This is a genomic window from Curtobacterium sp. ME12 (genome assembly GCF_903970855.1).
Taxonomy (GTDB): domain Bacteria; phylum Actinomycetota; class Actinomycetes; order Actinomycetales; family Microbacteriaceae; genus Curtobacterium; species Curtobacterium poinsettiae_A.
On sequence record NZ_CAJCKD010000043.1, the window covers coordinates 1 to 17,960 of the forward strand.

At 71.6% G+C, this 17,960-nt stretch carries 21 protein-coding genes and 1 pseudogene; 13 read left to right on the top strand and 9 right to left on the bottom strand.

From position 1 onward, the window contains the following. From H7A73_RS18165 to H7A73_RS16030, 8 genes and pseudogenes are all read left to right on the top strand, one after another. Window positions 1-168, top strand: a pseudogene (locus tag H7A73_RS18165) (acyl-CoA desaturase); the annotation flags it as partial. Window positions 169-228: 60 nt separating this feature from the next. Next, window positions 229-405, top strand: coding sequence for a hypothetical protein (locus H7A73_RS16000; protein ID WP_182066861.1), 177 nt, complete (start codon window positions 229-231; stop codon window positions 403-405). A 49-nt stretch (window positions 406-454) separates the two neighbouring features. Further along, window positions 455-1,453, top strand: coding sequence for a diacylglycerol/lipid kinase family protein (locus H7A73_RS16005; RefSeq protein WP_182066862.1), 999 nt, complete (start codon window positions 455-457; stop codon window positions 1,451-1,453). A gap of 129 nt (window positions 1,454-1,582) precedes the next feature. Continuing rightward, window positions 1,583-2,314 (top strand): S1 family peptidase, encoded by a 732-nt coding sequence (locus tag H7A73_RS16010; RefSeq protein WP_182066863.1) that lies wholly within the window; start codon window positions 1,583-1,585, stop codon window positions 2,312-2,314. A gap of 144 nt (window positions 2,315-2,458) precedes the next feature. Continuing rightward, complete coding sequence (locus H7A73_RS16015) at window positions 2,459-3,346, top strand: SDR family oxidoreductase (protein WP_182066864.1); 888 nt, start codon at window positions 2,459-2,461, stop codon at window positions 3,344-3,346. A 49-nt stretch (window positions 3,347-3,395) separates the two neighbouring features. Next, window positions 3,396-3,695 carry a Dabb family protein gene (locus tag H7A73_RS16020; RefSeq protein ID WP_182066865.1) on the top strand — a complete coding sequence of 100 codons (300 nt, stop codon included), beginning with the start codon at window positions 3,396-3,398 and terminating at the stop codon, window positions 3,693-3,695. A 500-nt stretch (window positions 3,696-4,195) separates the two neighbouring features. Further along, window positions 4,196-4,768, top strand: coding sequence for a hypothetical protein (locus H7A73_RS16025; protein ID WP_182066866.1), 573 nt, complete (start codon window positions 4,196-4,198; stop codon window positions 4,766-4,768). 42 nt (window positions 4,769-4,810) lie between these two features. Beyond that, window positions 4,811-5,230, top strand: a complete 420-nt coding sequence (locus H7A73_RS16030) for a Rid family hydrolase (RefSeq protein WP_182066867.1) — start codon at window positions 4,811-4,813, stop codon at window positions 5,228-5,230. 51 nt (window positions 5,231-5,281) lie between these two features. Here the strand turns inward: H7A73_RS16030 and H7A73_RS16035 are convergent, their stop codons facing one another. From H7A73_RS16035 to H7A73_RS16045, 3 genes are all read right to left on the bottom strand, one after another. Next, complete coding sequence (locus tag H7A73_RS16035; RefSeq protein ID WP_259362944.1) at window positions 5,282-5,782, bottom strand: hypothetical protein; 501 nt, start codon at window positions 5,780-5,782, stop codon at window positions 5,282-5,284. Window positions 5,783-5,802: 20 nt separating this feature from the next. Continuing rightward, entirely contained in the window at window positions 5,803-6,600 is a 798-nt protein-coding gene (locus H7A73_RS16040; protein ID WP_182066868.1) for an L-threonylcarbamoyladenylate synthase, read from the bottom strand. Between the two features lie 209 nt (window positions 6,601-6,809). Further along, window positions 6,810-7,652 (bottom strand): helix-turn-helix transcriptional regulator, encoded by an 843-nt coding sequence (locus H7A73_RS16045; protein WP_182066869.1) that lies wholly within the window; start codon window positions 7,650-7,652, stop codon window positions 6,810-6,812. 101 nt (window positions 7,653-7,753) lie between these two features. Here H7A73_RS16045 and H7A73_RS16050 point away from each other — a divergent pair, with 101 nt between their 5' ends. Then, window positions 7,754-8,437: an SDR family NAD(P)-dependent oxidoreductase gene (locus H7A73_RS16050; protein WP_182066870.1), complete on the top strand. Its 684-nt coding sequence runs from the start codon at window positions 7,754-7,756 to the stop codon at window positions 8,435-8,437. A 66-nt stretch (window positions 8,438-8,503) separates the two neighbouring features. Here the strand turns inward: H7A73_RS16050 and poxB are convergent, their stop codons facing one another. After that, complete coding sequence (poxB, locus tag H7A73_RS16055; protein ID WP_182066871.1) at window positions 8,504-10,228, bottom strand: ubiquinone-dependent pyruvate dehydrogenase; 1,725 nt, start codon at window positions 10,226-10,228, stop codon at window positions 8,504-8,506. A 98-nt stretch (window positions 10,229-10,326) separates the two neighbouring features. Between poxB and H7A73_RS16060 the strand changes: the two genes are divergently transcribed. Further along, window positions 10,327-11,034 (top strand): phosphatase PAP2 family protein, encoded by a 708-nt coding sequence (locus tag H7A73_RS16060; RefSeq protein ID WP_182066872.1) that lies wholly within the window; start codon window positions 10,327-10,329, stop codon window positions 11,032-11,034. A 123-nt stretch (window positions 11,035-11,157) separates the two neighbouring features. Here H7A73_RS16060 and H7A73_RS16065 read toward each other — a convergent pair whose 3' ends face one another. Continuing rightward, window positions 11,158-12,402, bottom strand: a complete 1,245-nt coding sequence (locus tag H7A73_RS16065) for a multidrug effflux MFS transporter (protein WP_182066873.1) — start codon at window positions 12,400-12,402, stop codon at window positions 11,158-11,160. A 46-nt stretch (window positions 12,403-12,448) separates the two neighbouring features. Between H7A73_RS16065 and H7A73_RS16070 the strand changes: the two genes are divergently transcribed. Beyond that, a complete protein-coding gene (locus H7A73_RS16070) occupies window positions 12,449-12,889 on the top strand; it encodes a MarR family winged helix-turn-helix transcriptional regulator (RefSeq protein ID WP_216852147.1) in 441 nt (146 codons plus the stop codon). On the opposite strand, the gene soxR is transcribed toward H7A73_RS16070, so the two are convergent. From soxR to H7A73_RS18225, 4 genes are read right to left on the bottom strand one after another with little or no spacing between them, the layout of a single operon-like run. Further along, complete coding sequence (soxR, locus tag H7A73_RS16075) at window positions 12,886-13,452, bottom strand: redox-sensitive transcriptional activator SoxR (RefSeq protein WP_247737321.1); 567 nt, start codon at window positions 13,450-13,452, stop codon at window positions 12,886-12,888. The two genes, H7A73_RS16070 and soxR, sit on opposite strands and share 4 nt — an antisense overlap. A 10-nt stretch (window positions 13,453-13,462) precedes the next feature. Continuing rightward, on the bottom strand, window positions 13,463-14,506 hold the full coding sequence (locus H7A73_RS16080) for a YdcF family protein (RefSeq protein ID WP_259362945.1): 1,044 nt from the start codon (window positions 14,504-14,506) through the stop codon (window positions 13,463-13,465). 2 nt (window positions 14,507-14,508) lie between these two features. After that, window positions 14,509-14,715: a hypothetical protein gene (locus H7A73_RS18220; protein ID WP_310648867.1), complete on the bottom strand. Its 207-nt coding sequence runs from the start codon at window positions 14,713-14,715 to the stop codon at window positions 14,509-14,511. 6 nt (window positions 14,716-14,721) lie between these two features. Beyond that, window positions 14,722-14,964 carry a hypothetical protein gene (locus H7A73_RS18225; protein ID WP_310648868.1) on the bottom strand — a complete coding sequence of 81 codons (243 nt, stop codon included), beginning with the start codon at window positions 14,962-14,964 and terminating at the stop codon, window positions 14,722-14,724. A gap of 90 nt (window positions 14,965-15,054) precedes the next feature. On the opposite strand from H7A73_RS18225, the gene mgrA reads away from it, so the two are divergent. Together mgrA and H7A73_RS16095 are read left to right on the top strand one after the other, a co-directional pair. Next, window positions 15,055-16,098 carry an L-glyceraldehyde 3-phosphate reductase gene (mgrA, locus tag H7A73_RS16090; RefSeq protein ID WP_182066874.1) on the top strand — a complete coding sequence of 348 codons (1,044 nt, stop codon included), beginning with the start codon at window positions 15,055-15,057 and terminating at the stop codon, window positions 16,096-16,098. A gap of 577 nt (window positions 16,099-16,675) precedes the next feature. Beyond that, window positions 16,676-17,917, top strand: coding sequence for an MFS transporter (locus tag H7A73_RS16095; RefSeq protein ID WP_182066875.1), 1,242 nt, complete (start codon window positions 16,676-16,678; stop codon window positions 17,915-17,917). Window positions 17,918-17,960: the final 43 nt, after the last annotated feature.

Sequence of the window (17,960 nt, forward strand, 5' to 3'; positions counted from 1 at the left end):
CAGGCCCGCCTGCTGGTGCGTGACCACTGCGACACCCTCGACGTGCCGTACACCGAGACCACGTTGCTGCGTTCCTACGGCATCGTCGTCCGGTACCTCAACCGCGTCGGACTCGCCGCCCGCGACCCCTTCGTCTGCCCCATGGTGACCGAGCTCCGGATCCACTGACACGCCCACCCCGCCCGACCCCACCCGCACGCACCACACCCCACTGAAGGAACCACCACCGTGAAGACCGTCATCGTCCTCGTCGTCCTCTGGGCAGTCCTGTCCATCGTCGGCTTCGCCCTGAAGGGCCTGTTCTGGCTCGGCGTCATCGGCATCGTCCTGCTGCTCGGCACGATCGTCTTCGGGGCCGTCCGCCGAAGCGGCAACAAGGCCCGCAACGCGGGCCGGACCAACTAGTCCGCCACTGGCGAAGCGCACCACCAGCAGGAATCCCCGCACCGACCGCATGCCGAACCTCCCGAACGAACCCCAGCAGCTCCGAGCGGCGGTGGTCGTGAACCCGACCAAGATCGAACAAGCCCGCCTCCGAGCGGTGCTCGGCGACGAAGAGCGCGCACACGGTTGGGCCGAGTCGCTCTGGTTCGAGACGAGTGCCGACGACGACGGGCGTGCTGCTGCGCGGGCCGCGCGCGACGCCCACCCGAGCGTCGTCCTCGTCGCGGGTGGTGACGGCACGCTCCGGGTCGTCGCCGCGGAGCTCCGCGGCACCGGGACGCCGGTGGCGCTCGTCCCCAGCGGCACCGGCAACCTGTTCGCTCGGAACCTCGGTCTGCCCCTCGGCGACCTGGTGCGCTCGGTCCGAGCGGGCTTCAGCGGGACGGACCGCCCGATCGACGTCGGACTGGCCGACCTGACCGACCCGGCGGGCACCACGACGTCGCATGCGTTCCTGGTGATGACCGGCATCGGGCTCGATGCGAGCATGGCCGCGGACACGAACGCGTGGGTGAAGAAGCGGTTCGGATGGGTCGCCTACTCGGATCCCATCGCACGGTCCGTGATCGGCAACCGGCAGATCCCCGTGCACTACGGGATCGACGACGGCCCGCTCCGCAGCATGAGCGCCCACACGATCATCGTCGGGAACTGCGGCACCCTGACCGCGGGCATCCTGCTGCTCCCCGCGGCCCGACCGGACGACGGCATCCTCGACGCCGTGGCGTTCCGGCCGACCGGGTGGCTCGGCTGGACCAAGGTCGGGTACGCGCTGACGCTCAACCGCTTCTTCGCGCGCACCCGGTTCGGACGGCTCCTCGCTCGCGTGTTGCCGACCTCACGCGCGCTCCGGTACACGCGGGCACGAACGCTGCGGCTGACCGTGGACACCCCGGAGCGCGTGCAGCTCGACGGCGATGCGTTCGGCGAGGTGGTCGCGGTGACGCTCACCACGCACCACCACGGACTGCTGCTCCGCACCGAGTCGCGACCGCGGGGCTCGGCCTGACCCGTCCCGACGGGGTCACACGTCGCGTCCGTCGAAGTGCGGACTGGTGCGACCCCTCGACCGGGGGTCAGGATGACGCATCAGTTGCACAGAGCAACTGGCAGGTGCTTCACCGACAGAGGAGTCGTCATGAAGAAGTCCATCGCAGCCGCGTTCGCCGCGGTCGCCGTCATCACCGCCGGCGTGTTCGCCGCTTCGCCCGCCTCCGCGCTGCCCGTCAGCACGAAGGTCGTCGGCGGCGAGAAGGCCCCCACCACCTCGTGGGCGGTGCAGCTCGAAGCCTCCGGCGGCAGCATCCCCTCCGGCTACGTCAGCAACTGCACCGGCGAGCAGCTCAACGCCTCGTGGATCCTGACCGCCCGGCACTGCATCGACGGCATCGGCGCGATGAACGTCTACCACTCCAACTCCACCGTCAACCGTGGCACGGCCGTCGCCGTCGACCGCGTCAGCGCCTCGCCGGCGGGTGACATCGCGCTCGTGCACCTGCGGACCGCGTACTCGCTGTCCACCTACGCGCCCCTCGACCTCACCGCGACGGCCAAGCCGAGCGGCACCGGCACCATCCAGGGCTACGGCCTGCGTGCGAACGCGACCCAGTCCGACGGCCTGTACCAGGCCACCGTCTCGCTCACCGGCGCGAGCACCGACGCCTTCGGCGGTCGTGCCCAGCACCTCACCGGCGTGACCGGTGCATCGAACCACGGTGACTCGGGCGGCCCGCTGCTCGTGAACGGCAAGGTCGTCGCCGTCTGCTCCACAGGCGACAGCGCCGACCCCGGCGCGAACACCAAGGCCGGCTCGAACTACGCCCTGCTGTCGCAGGCCTCGTCCTGGATCCGGACCACGGCCGGCGTCTGAACCAGGTGACGGACAGGAGGCGCGGTTCGGGCCCGCACCGCGCCTCCAGTCCGTCCCGTCCACCTGCAGGGCGGTGCTCGCCTGTTCAGCGTCCGTCACCCACCAGCTGAGCGCCCGTGCGGGCGCGACGACGACAGTGGGGCCATGAGCCAGTACGAGAAGCGCGATCCGAACACCCTCTACCCGGCCCCGCCGTACCCGAAGCAGGAGCAGTCGCTGCCGGGTGCCGCGTGGAAGATGGACCCGAAGCCCGACCACGGCGAGGAGAGCTACGTCGGTCTCGGTCGGCTGAAGGGCTTCCGCGGCATCGTCACCGGTGCCGACTCCGGCATCGGCCGTGCCGCCGCGATCGCGCTGTCGCGCGAGGGCGCCGACCTGGTGCTGTCCTACTTGCCCGACGAGCAGGAGGACGCCGAGCAGGTTCGCGACCTGCTCGAGTCCGAGGGTCGTCGCGCCGTGCTGTTCCCCGGTGACATCGCCGACGAGCAGTACTGCATCGACCTGGTGCAGAAGGGCGTCGACGAGCTCGGCGGTCTCGACACGCTCGTCATGGTCGCCGGCCGCATGGACAGCAACGAGGACATCCTGACGCTCGACACGTCGATGTTCGACTCCACCTTCAAGACCAACATCTACTCGCTGTTCTGGCTGACGAAGGCCGCCGTGCCGCACCTCGAGCCCGGATCGACGATCGTGACGACCGGTTCGATCCAGGCGTCGACGCCCTCGCCGGACAAGATCGACTACGCCGTGTCGAAGGGTGCGATCAAGCTCTTCACCGAGGCCGTCGCGCAGCAGCTCGCGCCGAAGGGCATCCGCGTGAACTCCGTGGCGCCGGGGCCGGTGTGGACGCCGCTGCAGCCGGGTTCCGACGATGCCGAGACGGTGTCGCACTTCGGTGAGAGCTCGCCGTTCGGCCGTCCGGGTCAGCCCGCCGAACTCGGTGCCGCCTACGTGCACCTGGTCAGCCCGGAGTCGAGCTACCAGTCCGGGTCGACCATCACGATCGCCGGTGGGACGCCGGCGTTCTGATCCGACGCTCTGGGGTTCTGGCGTTCTTGCATTCGAGGAAGGGGACCACGTGTCCGGAGTGACGCACACCGTGCTGGTCGAGTGGGACGGGGAGGACCGGTCGTCCGAGGCCTCCGCCCTGTCGCGTGCGCACCTGCCACGGATCGAGGGGGTCGAGTCGGTGCAGTCCGGCACGAGCGTGAGCACCGAGGGGCTGGAGGGCGGGTTCCACTGGATGCTCGTCGTCCGGTTCCGCGATCGTGCCGCGCTCGCCGGGTACCTGCCGCACCCGGAGCACCGGCCGGTGGCCGAGTTCATCGGTGCGGCGAGTGCGCGGGTCGTCGTGTTCGACGTCGAGGACGCCGACTGATCGCTGCGTCGGAAGCTGTGTAACGCTCTGGTTGCGATGGCGGACGAGGGGTTCCGTCCCTCGTGGAGGCTCGACGTACGGTGGACCGGCCATCGCAACGGCGCGGGGGCGACCGGCCGGCGCTGCGGCTCTCCGGAGCCCGCGCCGGTCGGGTCCCCGCCTGCGGGCGGGGGCCGTTCGACATCCGCCGACGGAGGGAAACAGACGATGCCCGGCAACCCGGACCCGTTCGTCCACGACGACGCGAAGATCCTGCTCGGCGAGGCGGGAGCGGCGCACTGCGACGAATGCGGGGACGCCGTCCGGCTCGACCCGCGGATCGGCAGCTGGAGGACCGTTCGGCAGCCCGGCCCCCAGCTCCCGCCGGATCGGAAGCCGCGGAGTTCGGCGGGGGCCGCGTGAACGGTGCGGCCCGGACCGCTGGGGTGACCCTCGGGCTCGTCGCAGCGATGGCGCTGACCGCCTGTTCCGGCTCGCCGGCTGCGACGCCGACCCGGACCGTGACTGCGACTGCGACCCCGGAGACGCCGTCTGACTCCGACACCCCGACCCCCGCTGCGACCCCGACCACGACGGACACGGCCTTCAGCCTGTCGGACCCTGCGACGTGGACCATCTCGACCGACGAGGTCGGGCCGATCGCCCTCGGTGGTCCGGTGCAGGGCGAGATCGACGACCTGACAGCTGCCTACACGCGGAGTACGGATGCGTGCCCGGCCAGTCCGGAGACGACCTTCTGGGAGCGGTCCGACGCTCCCGGCCTCATCGTCATCCCGCGCGCCGGCAAGGTCGCCGGGGTGACCATCGGTGGGCTGGGGCCGGACCCGGTGACGACGAACTCGCCCGAGACCGACGCCGGGATCGGCATCGGAGCGCCCCTGACCGAGGTGCGCTCCGCGTACCCGGACCTGCGGTACACCGGCACCTACGGTGAGGAGCAGGGGCCGTACTCGATGTGGAGCGTGCAGGCCGACGGACGCTTCATGACGTTCCAGCTCGGGACGGACGGCACCACCGTGGGTGCGATCTGGGTGGGGCCGGTCGCGATGTTGCCGTACGAGTACTGCGCCTGACGCTGGTGAGGGGTGAACGCCGCTGCTGGCAGGATGACCGGCATGGCCAGCGCTGTCCGTCTCATTCGATCCGACGTCCTGAGCGACGCGGCGCAGTACGCGTACGCATCCACCGTGCCGGCTGGAACGCGGCTCGTGTTCCTCGCCGGGGCCTGCCCGCTCGCCCCGGACGGCTCGACTGTGGCGGTGGGTGACTACGCGGGCCAGGCGGTCAGGTGCATCGAGACGATGCAGGAGGCGCTGCGTGCTGCAGGAGCGTCCATCGAGGACGTCGTGAGCACCCGGGTGCTCGTGGCGTCCTCGCAGCAGGCCGACCTCGTCACCGCATGGCAGGTGGTGCGCGATGCCTTCGGCGCGCACGACGTGCCGAGCACCCTGCTCGGGGTCACGGTGCTCGGCTACGACGACCAGCTGGTCGAGATCGAAGCCGTCGCGGCCGTCGCCGACGGACAGGCCACGTGACGGCGCGAGGTGTCGAGGCTCCCGTACCCCGTGCTCCCGTGCACGCTCGCCTCAGAAGCCGGGACCCGCTTTCACCAGGGCGATGCCGACACCGACGAGCGCGAGGACGAGGCCGGCCACGAACGTCCGCGGGGACGGCTTCTCCCCGCGGAGCCTGGCCACGACGGGCCCGAGGAGGGCGAGCCGGACCACGAGGTACCCGATCGCGATGATCTCGGCCGCGAGCCCGGACGTCCCGGTCAGCCAGGCGTAGGCGAGGACGGCAGCCGGGAGGAGCCCGGAGGTGAGGACGGGCAGCGAATCTCGCACCTCGGCGCGGACGGTCTCCGCGGTGAGGCGGTGATCGCTGCGCGCACGTCGGCCGACCGACTCGGCGAAGGTGTGTGCGAGGAAGGTCGAGAACGCGGTGGCGAGCACGTACCAGAGCCCCCGACCACTCTCGGCGGTGTCCGGGACCATCGGCGCGATCGTCCCGAGGATCACGATGTTGCCGTACACGAACGCGGTGATGCGGCTTGCGGCGTCCTCACGCGACAGGCGGTTCCGGCCCACGGAAGTCCGCTCGTGCGGGCTCAGTAGTACTCACCCTGCCGGTAGTCCCAGCTCGTGAACGTGTCCGCGAGCAGCCCCATGATCCGGTCGACGTCGAGGCCCTTGCGGATGAGCGTCGGTGCGGGGACGACCGATCGGCGTCCGTCCTGCAGCGGGATCAGGGCTCCGGTGTCGTCGACCATCGACACCATGACGCCCTGCTCGTAGCGGGTCTCGGCGGTCTGCTCCGGCTGGATGGACGCGACGTAGTCGTCCGCCTCGACGATCACGTCGGCGCGCTCGGCGATGCGCTCGCCGATGCCGTCCACCACGCCACGGTTGCCGGTACCGGACGGGTTGGCCGAGCTCGCGAAGGCGAACTTGCCGTGCTCGGTCCAGAGTTCGCGGGCGGCGAGCTCACCGGGGACGCCGAACTTGATGACGAAGCAGGACGTGCCACGGGTGTCCATCATGAGTTCGTCGGAGCCGTCCGCCGGCAGCGCCGCTCGCCCCTCCGCGCTCCAGGGAAGGATGCACCCGAGCAGGACGTCCTCGTCCCAGCACCGCTGGTACAGGTCGTCGATCTCGGGGGTGAGCTGCGCGATGCTCCGGAGCATCTCGAGCGAACTCACGAGCACGACGCCCGGCTTGTTCCGGTTGCGTTCCTTCGCGTCGAACTTGCGCTCCAGACCCGCGCGGTCCGAGGTCATCAGGATGTAGCCGACCTTGGTCGGGACCACCGCCAGTCCGCCGTCGTGCAGGAGTGCGTCCACCGCACTGCGCGGCACGCCACCGTCCCAGTGCACCCGGTTCATGCTGACCTGCGTGTCGTCGTTCATGCCCGTCCTCGTCCCGTTCTGGAGTCAGACGATCGTCTGACAGCGGGAGCCTATGGACGACGTCCGGGCCGGACAAGGGCGAAGGACGCGACCTGTGGGCCTTCTCCGAAGGGTTCAGGCGGGCTCGCAGCGAACGACCGCGGCTGGCCGGTGCTGAAGCGTGCACAAACACTGAGCCGCGCACAACCAGAGCGCCCCCGCCCCTCGCGTCACTCCACCAACGACTGCGTCCCCACCACGATCGCCAGGGCCAGCCGCTCCGCGTCCACCGACCCGGGCTCGGCCGTGTACGCCAGGATCCGCAGGTCCTCCGGTCCGACGACCAGGGTGTCGCAGTCGAGCGTGATGAGCCCGACGTCCGGGTGGTCGATCACCTTGCGGCGGGCCGTCTCGCCCAGGGTCGTCGCGCCGGAGTCCCACAGCTCGACGAACCGCGGGCTCGCGGCCCGGAGGTCCCGCACGAGCTGCTGCAGCTGCCGGTCGAGGGGGTACCGGGCAGCGGTCATCCGGAGCCCGGCCACCAGGTTCGCCTCGAACGCGGCCTGCTCCTCCGGACTGTGCACGGCGCGGCTGCCCGAACCGACCAGGTGCCGCCACGCGGTGTTCCGGTCGTTCCCGCGCAGTGCCCCGATCGGCCCCATCAGGGCGTCGTACGGGGCGTTGGCGACGAGCAGGTTCCCCGCGGCGTCGAGCACCGCGACGGGGGTGTCCGCCAGGCGGTCGAGCAGCCGCTGCACGCTCGGCGGGATCCGCGACGGCACCACGTCGGCGCCGGGGACCGCGTGCCCGGCGAGCCGGTAGAGCAGCTCGCGGTCGGCATCGACGACCCGCAGCGCCCGCGCGAGCGCCTCGACGACCTGGGCGGACGGCGAGGTCGCCCGCCCCTGCTCGAGCCGGGTCAGGTAGTCGGCCGAGATCCCCGCGAGGCCGGCCAGCTCCTCTCGCCGCAGACCGGCCGCACGCCGACGCGGCCCGACGACCACGCCCACCGCCTCGGGGGAGACGTGGTCGCGCAGCCGCCGCAGGGTGTGCCCGAAGTCCGTGTCCGCCATGTCCCCAGTCTGCGCGCGACGAGCGACCCGGTCCTGGCCCTGCCGGTCCTACGACAACGGGTCGACTCCCTGCGGTCGCCGCCGAGCACGACGCTGGACCCATGACAACGACACTCATCACCGGGGCCACCCGCGGCCTCGGCAAGGAAACCGCCCGTCAGCTCGTCGAGGCGGGCCACACCGTGTGGATCGGAGCCCGCGACGCCGACCAGGGCGCCGCGGTCGCCGCCGAGATCGGCGCCCGCTCGGTCCAGCTCGACGTCCGCGACGACGACTCGGTCGCCGCGGCCTTCGCCCACGTCGACGCGAACGGCGGCCTCGACGTCCTCGTGAACAACGCCGGCATCGCCGTGTGGGGGCAGGACGGCCCCCAGGCGCTCGACGTGTTCGACACGAACGCCGTCGGCACGATCCGCGCGACCGAGGCCGCGCTGCCGCTCCTGCGTCGCTCCGCGAACCCGATCGTGGTGAACCTGTCGAGTGCGCTCGGCTCGTTCACCGCCACCCACGACCCGTCGAAGCCCGCGTTCACCGTGCCGGCCGTGGTCTACGGCGCCTCCAAGGCGGCCGTCTCGATGCTGACGGTGCAGTACGCGAAGATCGCGCCCGAGGTGCACTTCGTCGCGATCGAGCCCGGTTACACGGCCACCGAGTTCGGGGGCATGCCGAACCCGCACGGTCGCCCCGTCGAGGTCAGCGCCGCGACGATCGCGGCCGCCGCGAGCGCGGGCCCGGAGGGCCCCACCGGCGTCTTCCTGGAGGACGGCCAGCCGCTCGGGTGGTGACGCCGTGACGGCCTGGAGGCCCGTGGCGGCGTTGCCACGGGCCTCCAGGCCGTCCTCCGGTCGCGTCTACAGCAGCTGGCGCGCGTTGGTCGACGCGAGGTCCAGCAGCTCGTCACCGCGACCCGACAGCACCGTGCGGATGGCGTAGAGCGTGAAGCCCTTCGCCTGCTCGAGGGTGACCGCCGGGGGCATGGAGAGTTCCTGGCGGTTCGCGCGGACCGACACGAGCGCGGGACCGTCGTGCGCGAGCGCGGCGGCCATGGCGTCCTCGAAGTCGTCGGACACGTCGACGTGGAACCCCTTGATGCCGATCGCCTCGGCGACGGCGGCGAAGTCCGGGTTCTGCAGCTCGGTGCCGTAGTTCACGAAGCCGGCGGCCTTCATCTCGAGTTCGACGAAGTTGAGCGACGAGTTGTCGAACACGACGATCTTCACCGGCAGCTTGTTCTGCACGATCGTGATGAGCTCACCGAGGAGCATCGTCAGGCCGCCGTCGCCGGCCAGGGCGATCACCTGCCGGTCCGGGAACGCGGTCTGCGCACCGATCGCCTGCGGGACGGCGTTCGCCATCGTGCCGTGCACGAACGAGCCGATCAGGCGGCGCTTGCCGTTCATCGTGAGGTAGCGCGAGGCCCACACGACGGGCGAGCCGACGTCGGGGATGAAGACGGCGTCCTCGGCGGCGAGCCGGTCGAGCACCCGGGCGACGTACTGCGGGTGCAGCGGCTTCTTCGGGCCGGCCGGAACGGCCAGGTCGTCGAGCTTCTCGCGGGTCTTCCGGTAGTGCTTGAGCGAGTCCTCGAGGTGCTTCGCCGGGTGCGAGCCGGTCAGCAGCGGGATGAGTGCGAGGGCGGTGTCCTTGACGGTGCCGACCAGCCCGATGTCGACGGGGTGCCGCCGGCCGAGCTGCGAACCGCGGATGTCGACCTGCACGTGCTTCGCCTCGGCGGGGAAGAACTGCTGGTACGGGAAGTCCGTGCCGAGCATGAGCACGACGTCGGCGTCCTCCATGGCGCGGTACCCGGACGAGAAGCCGAGCAGTCCCGTCATGCCGACGTCGTAGGGGTTGTCGTACTCGATGTACTCCTTGCCGCGCAGCGCGTGCACGATCGGGGCCTGCAACCGCTCGGCCAGGGCGACGACCTCGTCGTGGGCGTCCGCGACGCCGGCTCCGGCCAGGATGGTGATCCGGTCAGCACCGTTCAACAGGTCGGCGGTGCGCTGCAGCTCGGCCTCGCTCGGCACGATGCGCGGGGTGGCCCGCTCGATGCGGGTGACGCGGTCGTCCTTCGCCTCGGCGAGCAGCACGTCGCCGGGGATCACGAGGACCGCGACGCCGCGCTTCTCGATCGCCTCACGCATCGCGATCTCGAGCAGGCGGGGCATCTGCACCGGGTCGGCGACGTACTCGACGTAGACGGAGCACTCGCGGAACAGCTCCTGCGGGTGCGTCTCCTGGAAGTAGCCGGAGCCGATCTCCGCCGTGGGGATGTGGGCGGCGATCGCCAGCACCGGCACCCGCGAACGGTTCGCGTCGTACAGGCCGTTGACCAGGTGCAGGTTGCCGGGGCCGCAGCTGCCGGCGCAGACGGCCAGGTCACCGGTCAGGGCGGCCTCGGCGCTGGCGGCGAACGCGGCCGCCTCTTCGTGACGGACGTGCTCCCACCGCATCGTCCCGTCCTTGCGCAGGGCGTCGGTGAAGCCGTTCAGGGAGTCCCCGGGCAGGCCGTAGACCCGGTGGACGTCGTTGGCGCGGAGGGTGGCGACGATGTTCTCGGCAACGGTTGGCATGCGTCCTGTCTACTCGCGACCGCTGCGCTGAACGCTTTCGGAGCATCGCGCGTCCCACTCGCGCCCTGATGCCCGGGTCGTGCTGCGACGATGGCAGGATGACCGACGCCGCGCCGCTCCTCCGTCCCCGCCGACGGGAGCCCGCCGCGTACGGGATCCTCGAGCCCTCGCCGTACCCGCTGGTCTCGGTGGCGATCGCCGTCATCGCGGTCGTCGTCATCACCATCGTCGGGTTCACGCTCGGCACCGTCGACCTCGGCCTGTCCAAGGCCCTGAACGCGCTGCACACCGGGTTCGTCGGGGCGTTCAGCACCGCGGTCTACCACGTGATCAGCCCGGCGCCGGCGATCGGGATCACGGTCGTCGTCGTCGCCGTGATCTGGTGGCGAACGCGGGACCTGCGCCCGGCCCTGGCGTTCGGCGGCACCATCGCGATCACGTGGGTGCCGTCCGCGATCGTCAAGGAGATCGTGCACCGCGCCCGCCCCGACGTCGCCGTGCTGCCGCACCCGTTCCCCGTGCAGCCGGACCCCGGGTACCCGAGCGGGCACACGGTCTACATCACGGCGTTCGTCGTCGCCCTGATCTGGCTGCTCCGCGAGACCCGGTGGCACCGGCTCGCCCTGACGCTCGGGGTCGTGGCCATCGTGATCGTCTTCTTCGCGGTGTCGATCGACGCGGTCCACTACCCGACCGACGCCGCCGCCTCGATCCTGTGGGCACTGGCCGTGGCGCCGGGGGTGCGGGTGGTGTGGGTCGACTGGCTCATGCCGCGGGTGCCGTTCCTACGGCCGGGGCGGGGCTGACGCCGGCGCTGCCGGGCGCTGCCGGGCCGGGTGGTCGCGGGTGGTCTGGTCGACGCGGAACGACACTGTCGATGTCGTGCGCCGATGGTGTCGTTCCGCGTCAGCGGGCGGTGTCCTGCCAGGTCAGCGGAGCGTGCTGGTCCGGCCCCGCGCCGCGAGCAGCGCCACGACGGCCACCACGGCGGCGGCGAGCATCACGATCGCCAGCGGCGCCGCGGTGTCCGAGCCGCCGATGCTGACGAGCGGGGACACGAGCGCCGCGAGTCCGAACTGCAGGGCACCGAGCACGGCCGAGGCGCTGCCGGCAGCTGACGGCACGGCACCGAGGGCGAGCGCCGTGGCGTTGCCGAGCACCAGACCGAGCGAGCCCACCGCGGTGAACAGCGGCACGGCGAGCCAGATGACCGGCGCCCCGGAGACGACGAGCAGCGCGAACGCGACGGTCGACGCGAGCACCAGCACGATGCCGAGCGACAGCACGCCGGTGACCGAACGGGTCGCGGTGAGCTTGGCGGACAGGATGCTGACGCCCATCAGCGCCAGGGCGTTCAGCCCGAAGGCCAGGCCGTAGCCGACCGTGCCGAAGCCGATCATGTCCTGGTACAGGAACGGCGACGCGGAGATGTAGGCCATCATCACGGCGAACGCGAAGCCGAACACGGCGGTGTACCCGAGGAACGTGCGGGAGCGCAGGGCGCGGAGCGCCGAGCCGGAGCCACGGCGTTCCGCACGCAGCGCGTCGCGGTGTTCCTTCAGGTGGGTCTCGCGGATCACGGCGAGGACCGCGATGAGCATGACGACCGACAGGCCGAGGACGATCGAGAGCAGGCCGCGCCAACCGATCGGGCCGGTGAGCAGGCCGCCGAGCAGCGGTGCGACGACCGGGGCGACCCCGCCGACGATCATCATGAGCGAGAACGCGCGGGCGGCGGACTTGCCGGTCGCCAGGTCGGAGATGACCGCACGGCTGATCACCATGCCGGCCGCACCGCCGAGGCCCTGCAGCAGGCGGGCCGCGATGAGCACGCCGATGTTCGGCGCGAGCACCGCGGCGATGCTGGCGAGCACGCACACCGCGGCACCGGCGATGAGCGGCGGCACGCGGCCGAACCGGTCGGACAGCGGACCGAACACGAGCTGGCCCGCGGTCACGCCCACCAGGAACGCGGTCAGGGTGAGCTGGACGGCGGTGGCGCTCGCCCCGAGCTCGATCGTCATCTGCGGGAACGCCGGCAGGTACAGGTCGGTGGCGAAGGGGGCGACGGCGCTGAGCAGGCCGAGCACCAGGAGCAGCGCGGTCGTGATGCCCTGCTGCTTGGTCGTGGGTGTCGCGATCGTCGCGTGGATGGTTCCGGTGTCCGTGGTCATTGTTATGAAAGCATAACTCATCGCCGGAGATCGGTACAGTACGGACATGCACTCCGCCGTGTCCGACCACGTCCTCGCCGAGTTCGCGGACGTCCTGCTCCGGATCGCGCGCGACATCGACCCGCACGGCTCGGAGACCCTCGACATCGTGCCGCTCACCGGCACCGAGGCGCTCGTGATGCGCTGGATCAACCGCAACCCGGGCACCTCGCCCAGTGCCACCGCCGAGGCGACCGCCCTGCAGCGCAGCAACCTCAGCGTCGCACTCCGGTCGCTCGTGGCGAAGGGCATGGTCGAGCGGCGCCAGGACCCGGCGGACGCCCGGACCGTGCAGCTGCACTCGACCGCCCTGGCCCAGGAGAGCGTCGACCGTCTGTACCGGCACTGGTCCGGCAAGCTCCGTACGGCCCTCGGTGGCGACGAGCGGGGCGCGGTCGAGGCGCTGGAGCTGCTGCAGCGGATCGACGACGGACTGCGCGCGGGCTAGGCGACGGCTTCCTCGGCGGTGGCGGCGGCGGGGGCGTCTGCAGCGGTGGTGGCGGGGGTGTCGGCAGCGGTGGCGGCGGAGTCGTCGGCTGCGGCATCGTCCTCGATCGGCAGCAGGCGACGCGCGCCGTGCCCCTCGTCGCCGAGGGCGTCACCCGGGTTCACGACCGAGCACGCTCCGAGCGAGACGCATCCGCAGCCGATGCACTGCGTCATCTCCTGCTGCAGGCGCTCCAGCTCGAGCTGGCGGGCCCGCAGTCGTGCTCGCCACCGCTCGTTCAACCGGTTCCAGTCGCGCAGCGACGGCATGCGGTCGGCGGGCAGCGCCTCGAACTGCTCGGCGACCTCGCTGAGCGGGATGCCGAGGCGTTTGGCCACCTGGATGATGGCGATCCGCCGCTCGACGTGCCGCGGGTACATCCGCGTGCCGCCGTCGGTGCGCTCCGGGTGGATCAGGCCCTTGCGCTCGTAGAAGTGCAGGGCCGAGGCGGCGACGCCGGTACGGCGGACGATCTCGCCGATGGGCAGCAGATCGGTCGGCCGCGGCGCCGGGATCTCGACCATGGTGGAGATCCTACTGCTGGAACGACTCCCAGAGCAGGAACCCCGTGAACAGCACGAACGGCGTGCAGGCGACGACGTTCAGCCAGCGGTGCTCGACGATGACCGCGGCGAACTCCCGCAGGAACGCACTCGGGACGTAGTACGCCGCCGTGCGCGCGCCGACGACCTGGGCCGGTAGGCCGAGGCGACGGGACAGGGTCGCCGCCCGCAACACGTGGTAGTTGTTCGTGACCACGACCATCTGGCCGTCCCGGCCGGCGGCCGTCTGCACGTCCCGCGAGAACCGGAGGTTCTCGCGGGTGTTCCGCGACGCGGTCTCCGCCACGACGTCGTCCGGGTCGGCACCGTGCGCCACCAGGTACTCGGCCATCGCGGTGCCCTCGGGGCGGGGTTCGTCGTCGCCCTGTCCGCCGGACGGCACGAGGAGCGGGCGGCGTCCGGCCGCCCGTTCGGCCCGGTAGACGCCGAGGGCTCGGTCGAGCCGGCTCTGCAGCAGGGGCGGGACCTCGCCGTGCACGAGCCCGGAGCCGAGGACCACGATCGTGTCGGGGACGATGCCGTGCCGGGTCCGCCCGTAGACCACGGAGTACAGGGCGAACGCGACCAGCGACAGCGCGAAGTACCCGCAGACGAACACCATCAGGACCGCGATCGCGATCTTCGTGCCGTCCCACAGCGTGAAGCCCTCGCCACTGCCCGAGACGAGCAGGGCGATGGCGATCGCCGGCAGCACGAACACCGCCGCGCCGGCAGCGAGCGACAGCAGGTTGCCGACGCTGCGTCCCTCGGCGCGGAGCATCTGCAGGCCGTTCGCGACCAGGGCGACGCCGAGCACAACCACGGCGAGCGGCACGAGCAGCAGCACCACGGCGACGAGCAGGCTGAACCCGGGGACCACCCTGGTCAGCACGGCCACGACCGTCGCGAGCCCGAACAGCACGGCCGCTGTCAGGAACACCCCGTTGCGGAGCATCCGCGGGTCCCGTCGCCGCCCCAGGACGTACAGCACCAGGAACAGCAGGGCGAAGACGGGAGCGGCGCCCAGCCCGAGCACCGTCAGCCGACCGCGCGACGGATCAGGTCAGCCACCCGTGCCTCGTCGGCCTCGGAGAACTCGGGACTGATCGCCCACGACGTCGGCCAGAACGTGCCGTCGTCGAGCGCGGCCGAGTCCTGGAACCCGAGTGTCGCGTACCGGGCCTTGAACTTCGCAGCATCCTGGAAGAAGAACACCGCCTTGCCGTCCCGCGCGTAGGCGGGCATGCCGTATCAGAGCTTCGGCGCGAGCTCCGGCGCGACCTCGAGCGCGATGCGGTGGATGCGCTCCGCCAGGCCGCGGTCCGGCTGGGGCATCTCGGCGATCTTCGCCTCGACCGCAGCGGCGTCGGCCGCCGCCTTCTCGGCCTTGGTGCCCTTCGTGCCGCGGGCCCGCTTGACCTCTGCGGCGTGCTCCTGCATCGCCGCCCGCTCCTCGTCGGTGAAGGTGGTCTCGGTCTTCGTCGTCCGTGCCATCGTCGTCTCCTCGTGGTCTCGTGCACCCATCATGGGTCCGCGAAGCGAAGCATGCGAGGCCCGAGCCCGAACGAGTGCCAGGCTCGTCCCATGACCTACATCGCCAGTGACGACCGCTACGACTCGATGACGTACCGCCGGACCGGCCACTCGGGCCTCGACCTGCCGCTGCTCTCCCTGGGGTACTGGCACAACTTCGGGGACGACATGCCCTTCGAGAACCAGCGCGCCATCAGCCGCCGGGCGTTCGACCTCGGGATCACCCACCACGACCTCGCGAACAACTACGGCCCGCCGTACGGTGCCGCCGAGGTGAACTTCGGCCGCCTGATGCGCGAGGACTTCCGGCCCTACCGCGACGAGATGGTCATCTCGACGAAGGCCGGCTGGGACATGTGGCCGGGGCCGTACGGGCAGGGCGGTGGCTCGCGCAAGTACGTGCTCGCCTCGCTCGACCAGTCGCTGCAGCGCACGGGCCTGGACTACGTCGACGTCTTCTACTCGCACCGCCTCGACGCCTCGACCCCGCTCGAGGAGACGATGGGCGCCCTGCACACCGCGGTCCAGCAGGGCAAGGCGCTGTACGTCGGGATCTCGTCGTACGACGCCGAGCGCAGTCGGCAGGCAGCCGAGATCCTCCGCGACCTCGGCACCCCGCTCCTGATCCACCAGCCCTCGTACTCGATGCTCAACCGCTGGATCGAGACCGAGGGGCTGCTCGACACCGCCGGCGAGCTCGGCTTCGGCGTGATCGGCTTCACCGCCCTGGCGCAGGGGCTGCTGACCGGCAAGTACCTGAACGGTGTGCCCGAGGACTCCCGTGCGGCAGCGGGCAAGTCCCTCGACGCGTCGAGCATCACGCCCGAGGTCGTCGAGCACCTCCGCGCCCTGAACGACGTCGCGGCCGCCCGCGGGCAGTCCCTCGCGCAGCTCGCCCTCGCCTGGGCGCTCCGCGACGAGCGGGTGACCTCGCTCGTGATCGGTGCCTCGCGGGTGTCGCAGCTCGAGGACAACGTCGCCGCGCTGTCGAACACGTCGTTCACCGACGAGGAGCTCCGCGTCATCGACGAGCACTCGGTCGGCATCACCGACGTCGACCTGTGGGCGGGAGCCCGCGCGGGCGAGGTCTCCTGACCCGAGCGCCATGCCGGATCAGTCCCTCGGCCGGTCGCATCTCGTCGCTCTGCGGGTTGCGCCGACCGGTCACGACACGTCGCCGGTCGCATGCCGTCCGGTCACGAACTGTCGGCTGGCGGCGCCGCAGGCGACGGTCTGCGACCGCACCGCGCACGGCCGACGGGGTGTCGTGACCGGTGCGGGGCCCTGGGCGCGCGGCGCGGCGGCCGGGAGGCACGGGGCACCCCGCCACGCGCCTCCCGTCCGTCGTCCCGTCACGTCGCGTCGCGTGGCCGGCCCGCGCCGGCTGGTCACGACACGTCGCCGGTCACCCGCCAACTGGTCACGAACCGTCGGCTGGCGGCGCCGCAGGCGTCGGTCTTCGACCGCACCGCGGACGGCCGACGGGGTGTCGTGACCGGCGGGACGGCGCCCGGAGCGAACTCCTCCGGTGCGCGGTGTCCGGTTGGTACCATCGACAGCGTTCGACAACACGCAGTGTGTATCTACCGGCCGCCGGCATCCCGGCGGACAACGGCGGCACCCGATGGGTCCGCCGCCACCGAACCGGGCGGGCCGAGAAGGCACAACCCCGATGCTCCAGACCCGTCCCACCGACGCCCCGCCCGCTCCGGACCGCTCGCTCGTCTCCCTCGCCGGACGCTGGTACTTCCCCGTGGCGTTCATCGCCCGGCTCCCGTTCGCGATGATGGTGGTCGGCGTCCTGACCCTCGTCGTCGCCGCCCGTGACTCCGTCGCCCTCGGCGGCGTCAACTCCGCCGCCGTCGGCATCGGCTCCGCGATCTTCGGCCCGATGGTCGGCGCCGCCGCGGACCGCTTCGGACAGCGCGCGGTGCTCGTGCCCGTCGGCCTGGTGAACGCGGCGCTGCTCGGGCTCTTCCCGTTCGTCGTCAGCGGCACCGCGCCCGACCTGGCCGTCCTCGCGGTCGCGTTCTGCATCGGCGCCTCGGCCCCGCAGGTCGCCCCGATGTCCCGCACCCGGCTCGTCGCGATCATCCGGCAGCGCATGGCCCCGGCGCGGCGCGAGAAGACCCTCAGCGGCACCATGGCCTACGAGTCCGCCGCCGACGAGACCGTGTTCATCATCGGCCCGTTCCTGGTCGGCATCCTCGCCAGCGCGATCGCCCCGTGGGTGGCCGTCGCCGGGGCCTCGGTCCTGACGTTCGTGTTCGTCACCGCGTTCGCGCTGCACCCGACCGGCAAGCTCGTGGTCGGCCAGCACGCGGAGCACACGCAGGCCCCCGTCCGGCAGCTCCTGCGTCCCCGACTGGTCGTCGTGGTCGTCGGCATCCTCGGCATCGGCCTGTTCTTCGGCTCGACGCTCACCTCGCTGACGGCGTTCATGGAGACCCACGGCGAGGCCTCGCAGGCCGGCCTGCTCTACGGCCTGATGGGCATCGGGTCCGCCGGCTTGGCACTCGGGTCGGCGGCGTTCCCCCGTGCCTTCGGCCTCGGCTGGCGCTGGCTCGTGTTCGGTGTCGTGCTCCTCGGCGGTGCGATCGCGTTCGCCAGCGCCGACTCCGTCGTCGCCGCGGGCGTCGTCCTCGCGATCATGGGCATCGGGATCGGCCCGACCCTGGTCGCCCAGTACAGCCTCGGCTCGGACCGGTCACCCGTCGGCCGCTCCGCCACCACCATGACGATCCTCGGGTCCGCCGTCATCGTCGGCCAGTCGATCGCGTCCGCCGTCACCGGTGACGTCGCCGAGCACCACGGCACCGCCGCCGCGATGCTGCTGCCGGCGGTCTCCGCCGCGATCGTCGTGGTCGCCGCGGTGTGCAACCTGCTGCTCCCGCGTCGGGTCGCGACCGCCTGACCGCGAACGTGGCCACCTGACGGACCGGAGGCCCGTGGCGACG

Coding starts and splice junctions, on each gene's coding strand:
- H7A73_RS16060 (WP_182066872.1), top strand. CDS start 10,327: ATGACCGACGCCGCGCCGCTCCTCCGTCCCCGCCGACGGGAGCCCGCC.
- soxR (WP_247737321.1), bottom strand. CDS start 13,452: ATGGTCGAGATCCCGGCGCCGCGGCCGACCGATCTGCTGCCCATCGGC.
- H7A73_RS16045 (WP_182066869.1), bottom strand. CDS start 7,652: ATGGCGGACACGGACTTCGGGCACACCCTGCGGCGGCTGCGCGACCAC.
- H7A73_RS16065 (WP_182066873.1), bottom strand. CDS start 12,402: ATGACCACGGACACCGGAACCATCCACGCGACGATCGCGACACCCACG.
- H7A73_RS16095 (WP_182066875.1), top strand. CDS start 16,676: ATGCTCCAGACCCGTCCCACCGACGCCCCGCCCGCTCCGGACCGCTCG.
- poxB (WP_182066871.1), bottom strand. CDS start 10,228: ATGCCAACCGTTGCCGAGAACATCGTCGCCACCCTCCGCGCCAACGAC.
- mgrA (WP_182066874.1), top strand. CDS start 15,055: ATGACCTACATCGCCAGTGACGACCGCTACGACTCGATGACGTACCGC.
- H7A73_RS16040 (WP_182066868.1), bottom strand. CDS start 6,600: ATGAACGACGACACGCAGGTCAGCATGAACCGGGTGCACTGGGACGGT.
- H7A73_RS16010 (WP_182066863.1), top strand. CDS start 1,583: ATGAAGAAGTCCATCGCAGCCGCGTTCGCCGCGGTCGCCGTCATCACC.
- H7A73_RS18220 (WP_310648867.1), bottom strand. CDS start 14,715: ATGCCCGCCTACGCGCGGGACGGCAAGGCGGTGTTCTTCTTCCAGGAT.
- H7A73_RS18225 (WP_310648868.1), bottom strand. CDS start 14,964: ATGGCACGGACGACGAAGACCGAGACCACCTTCACCGACGAGGAGCGG.
- H7A73_RS16030 (WP_182066867.1), top strand. CDS start 4,811: ATGGCCAGCGCTGTCCGTCTCATTCGATCCGACGTCCTGAGCGACGCG.
- H7A73_RS16015 (WP_182066864.1), top strand. CDS start 2,459: ATGAGCCAGTACGAGAAGCGCGATCCGAACACCCTCTACCCGGCCCCG.
- H7A73_RS16070 (WP_216852147.1), top strand. CDS start 12,449: ATGCACTCCGCCGTGTCCGACCACGTCCTCGCCGAGTTCGCGGACGTC.
- H7A73_RS16050 (WP_182066870.1), top strand. CDS start 7,754: ATGACAACGACACTCATCACCGGGGCCACCCGCGGCCTCGGCAAGGAA.
- H7A73_RS16005 (WP_182066862.1), top strand. CDS start 455: ATGCCGAACCTCCCGAACGAACCCCAGCAGCTCCGAGCGGCGGTGGTC.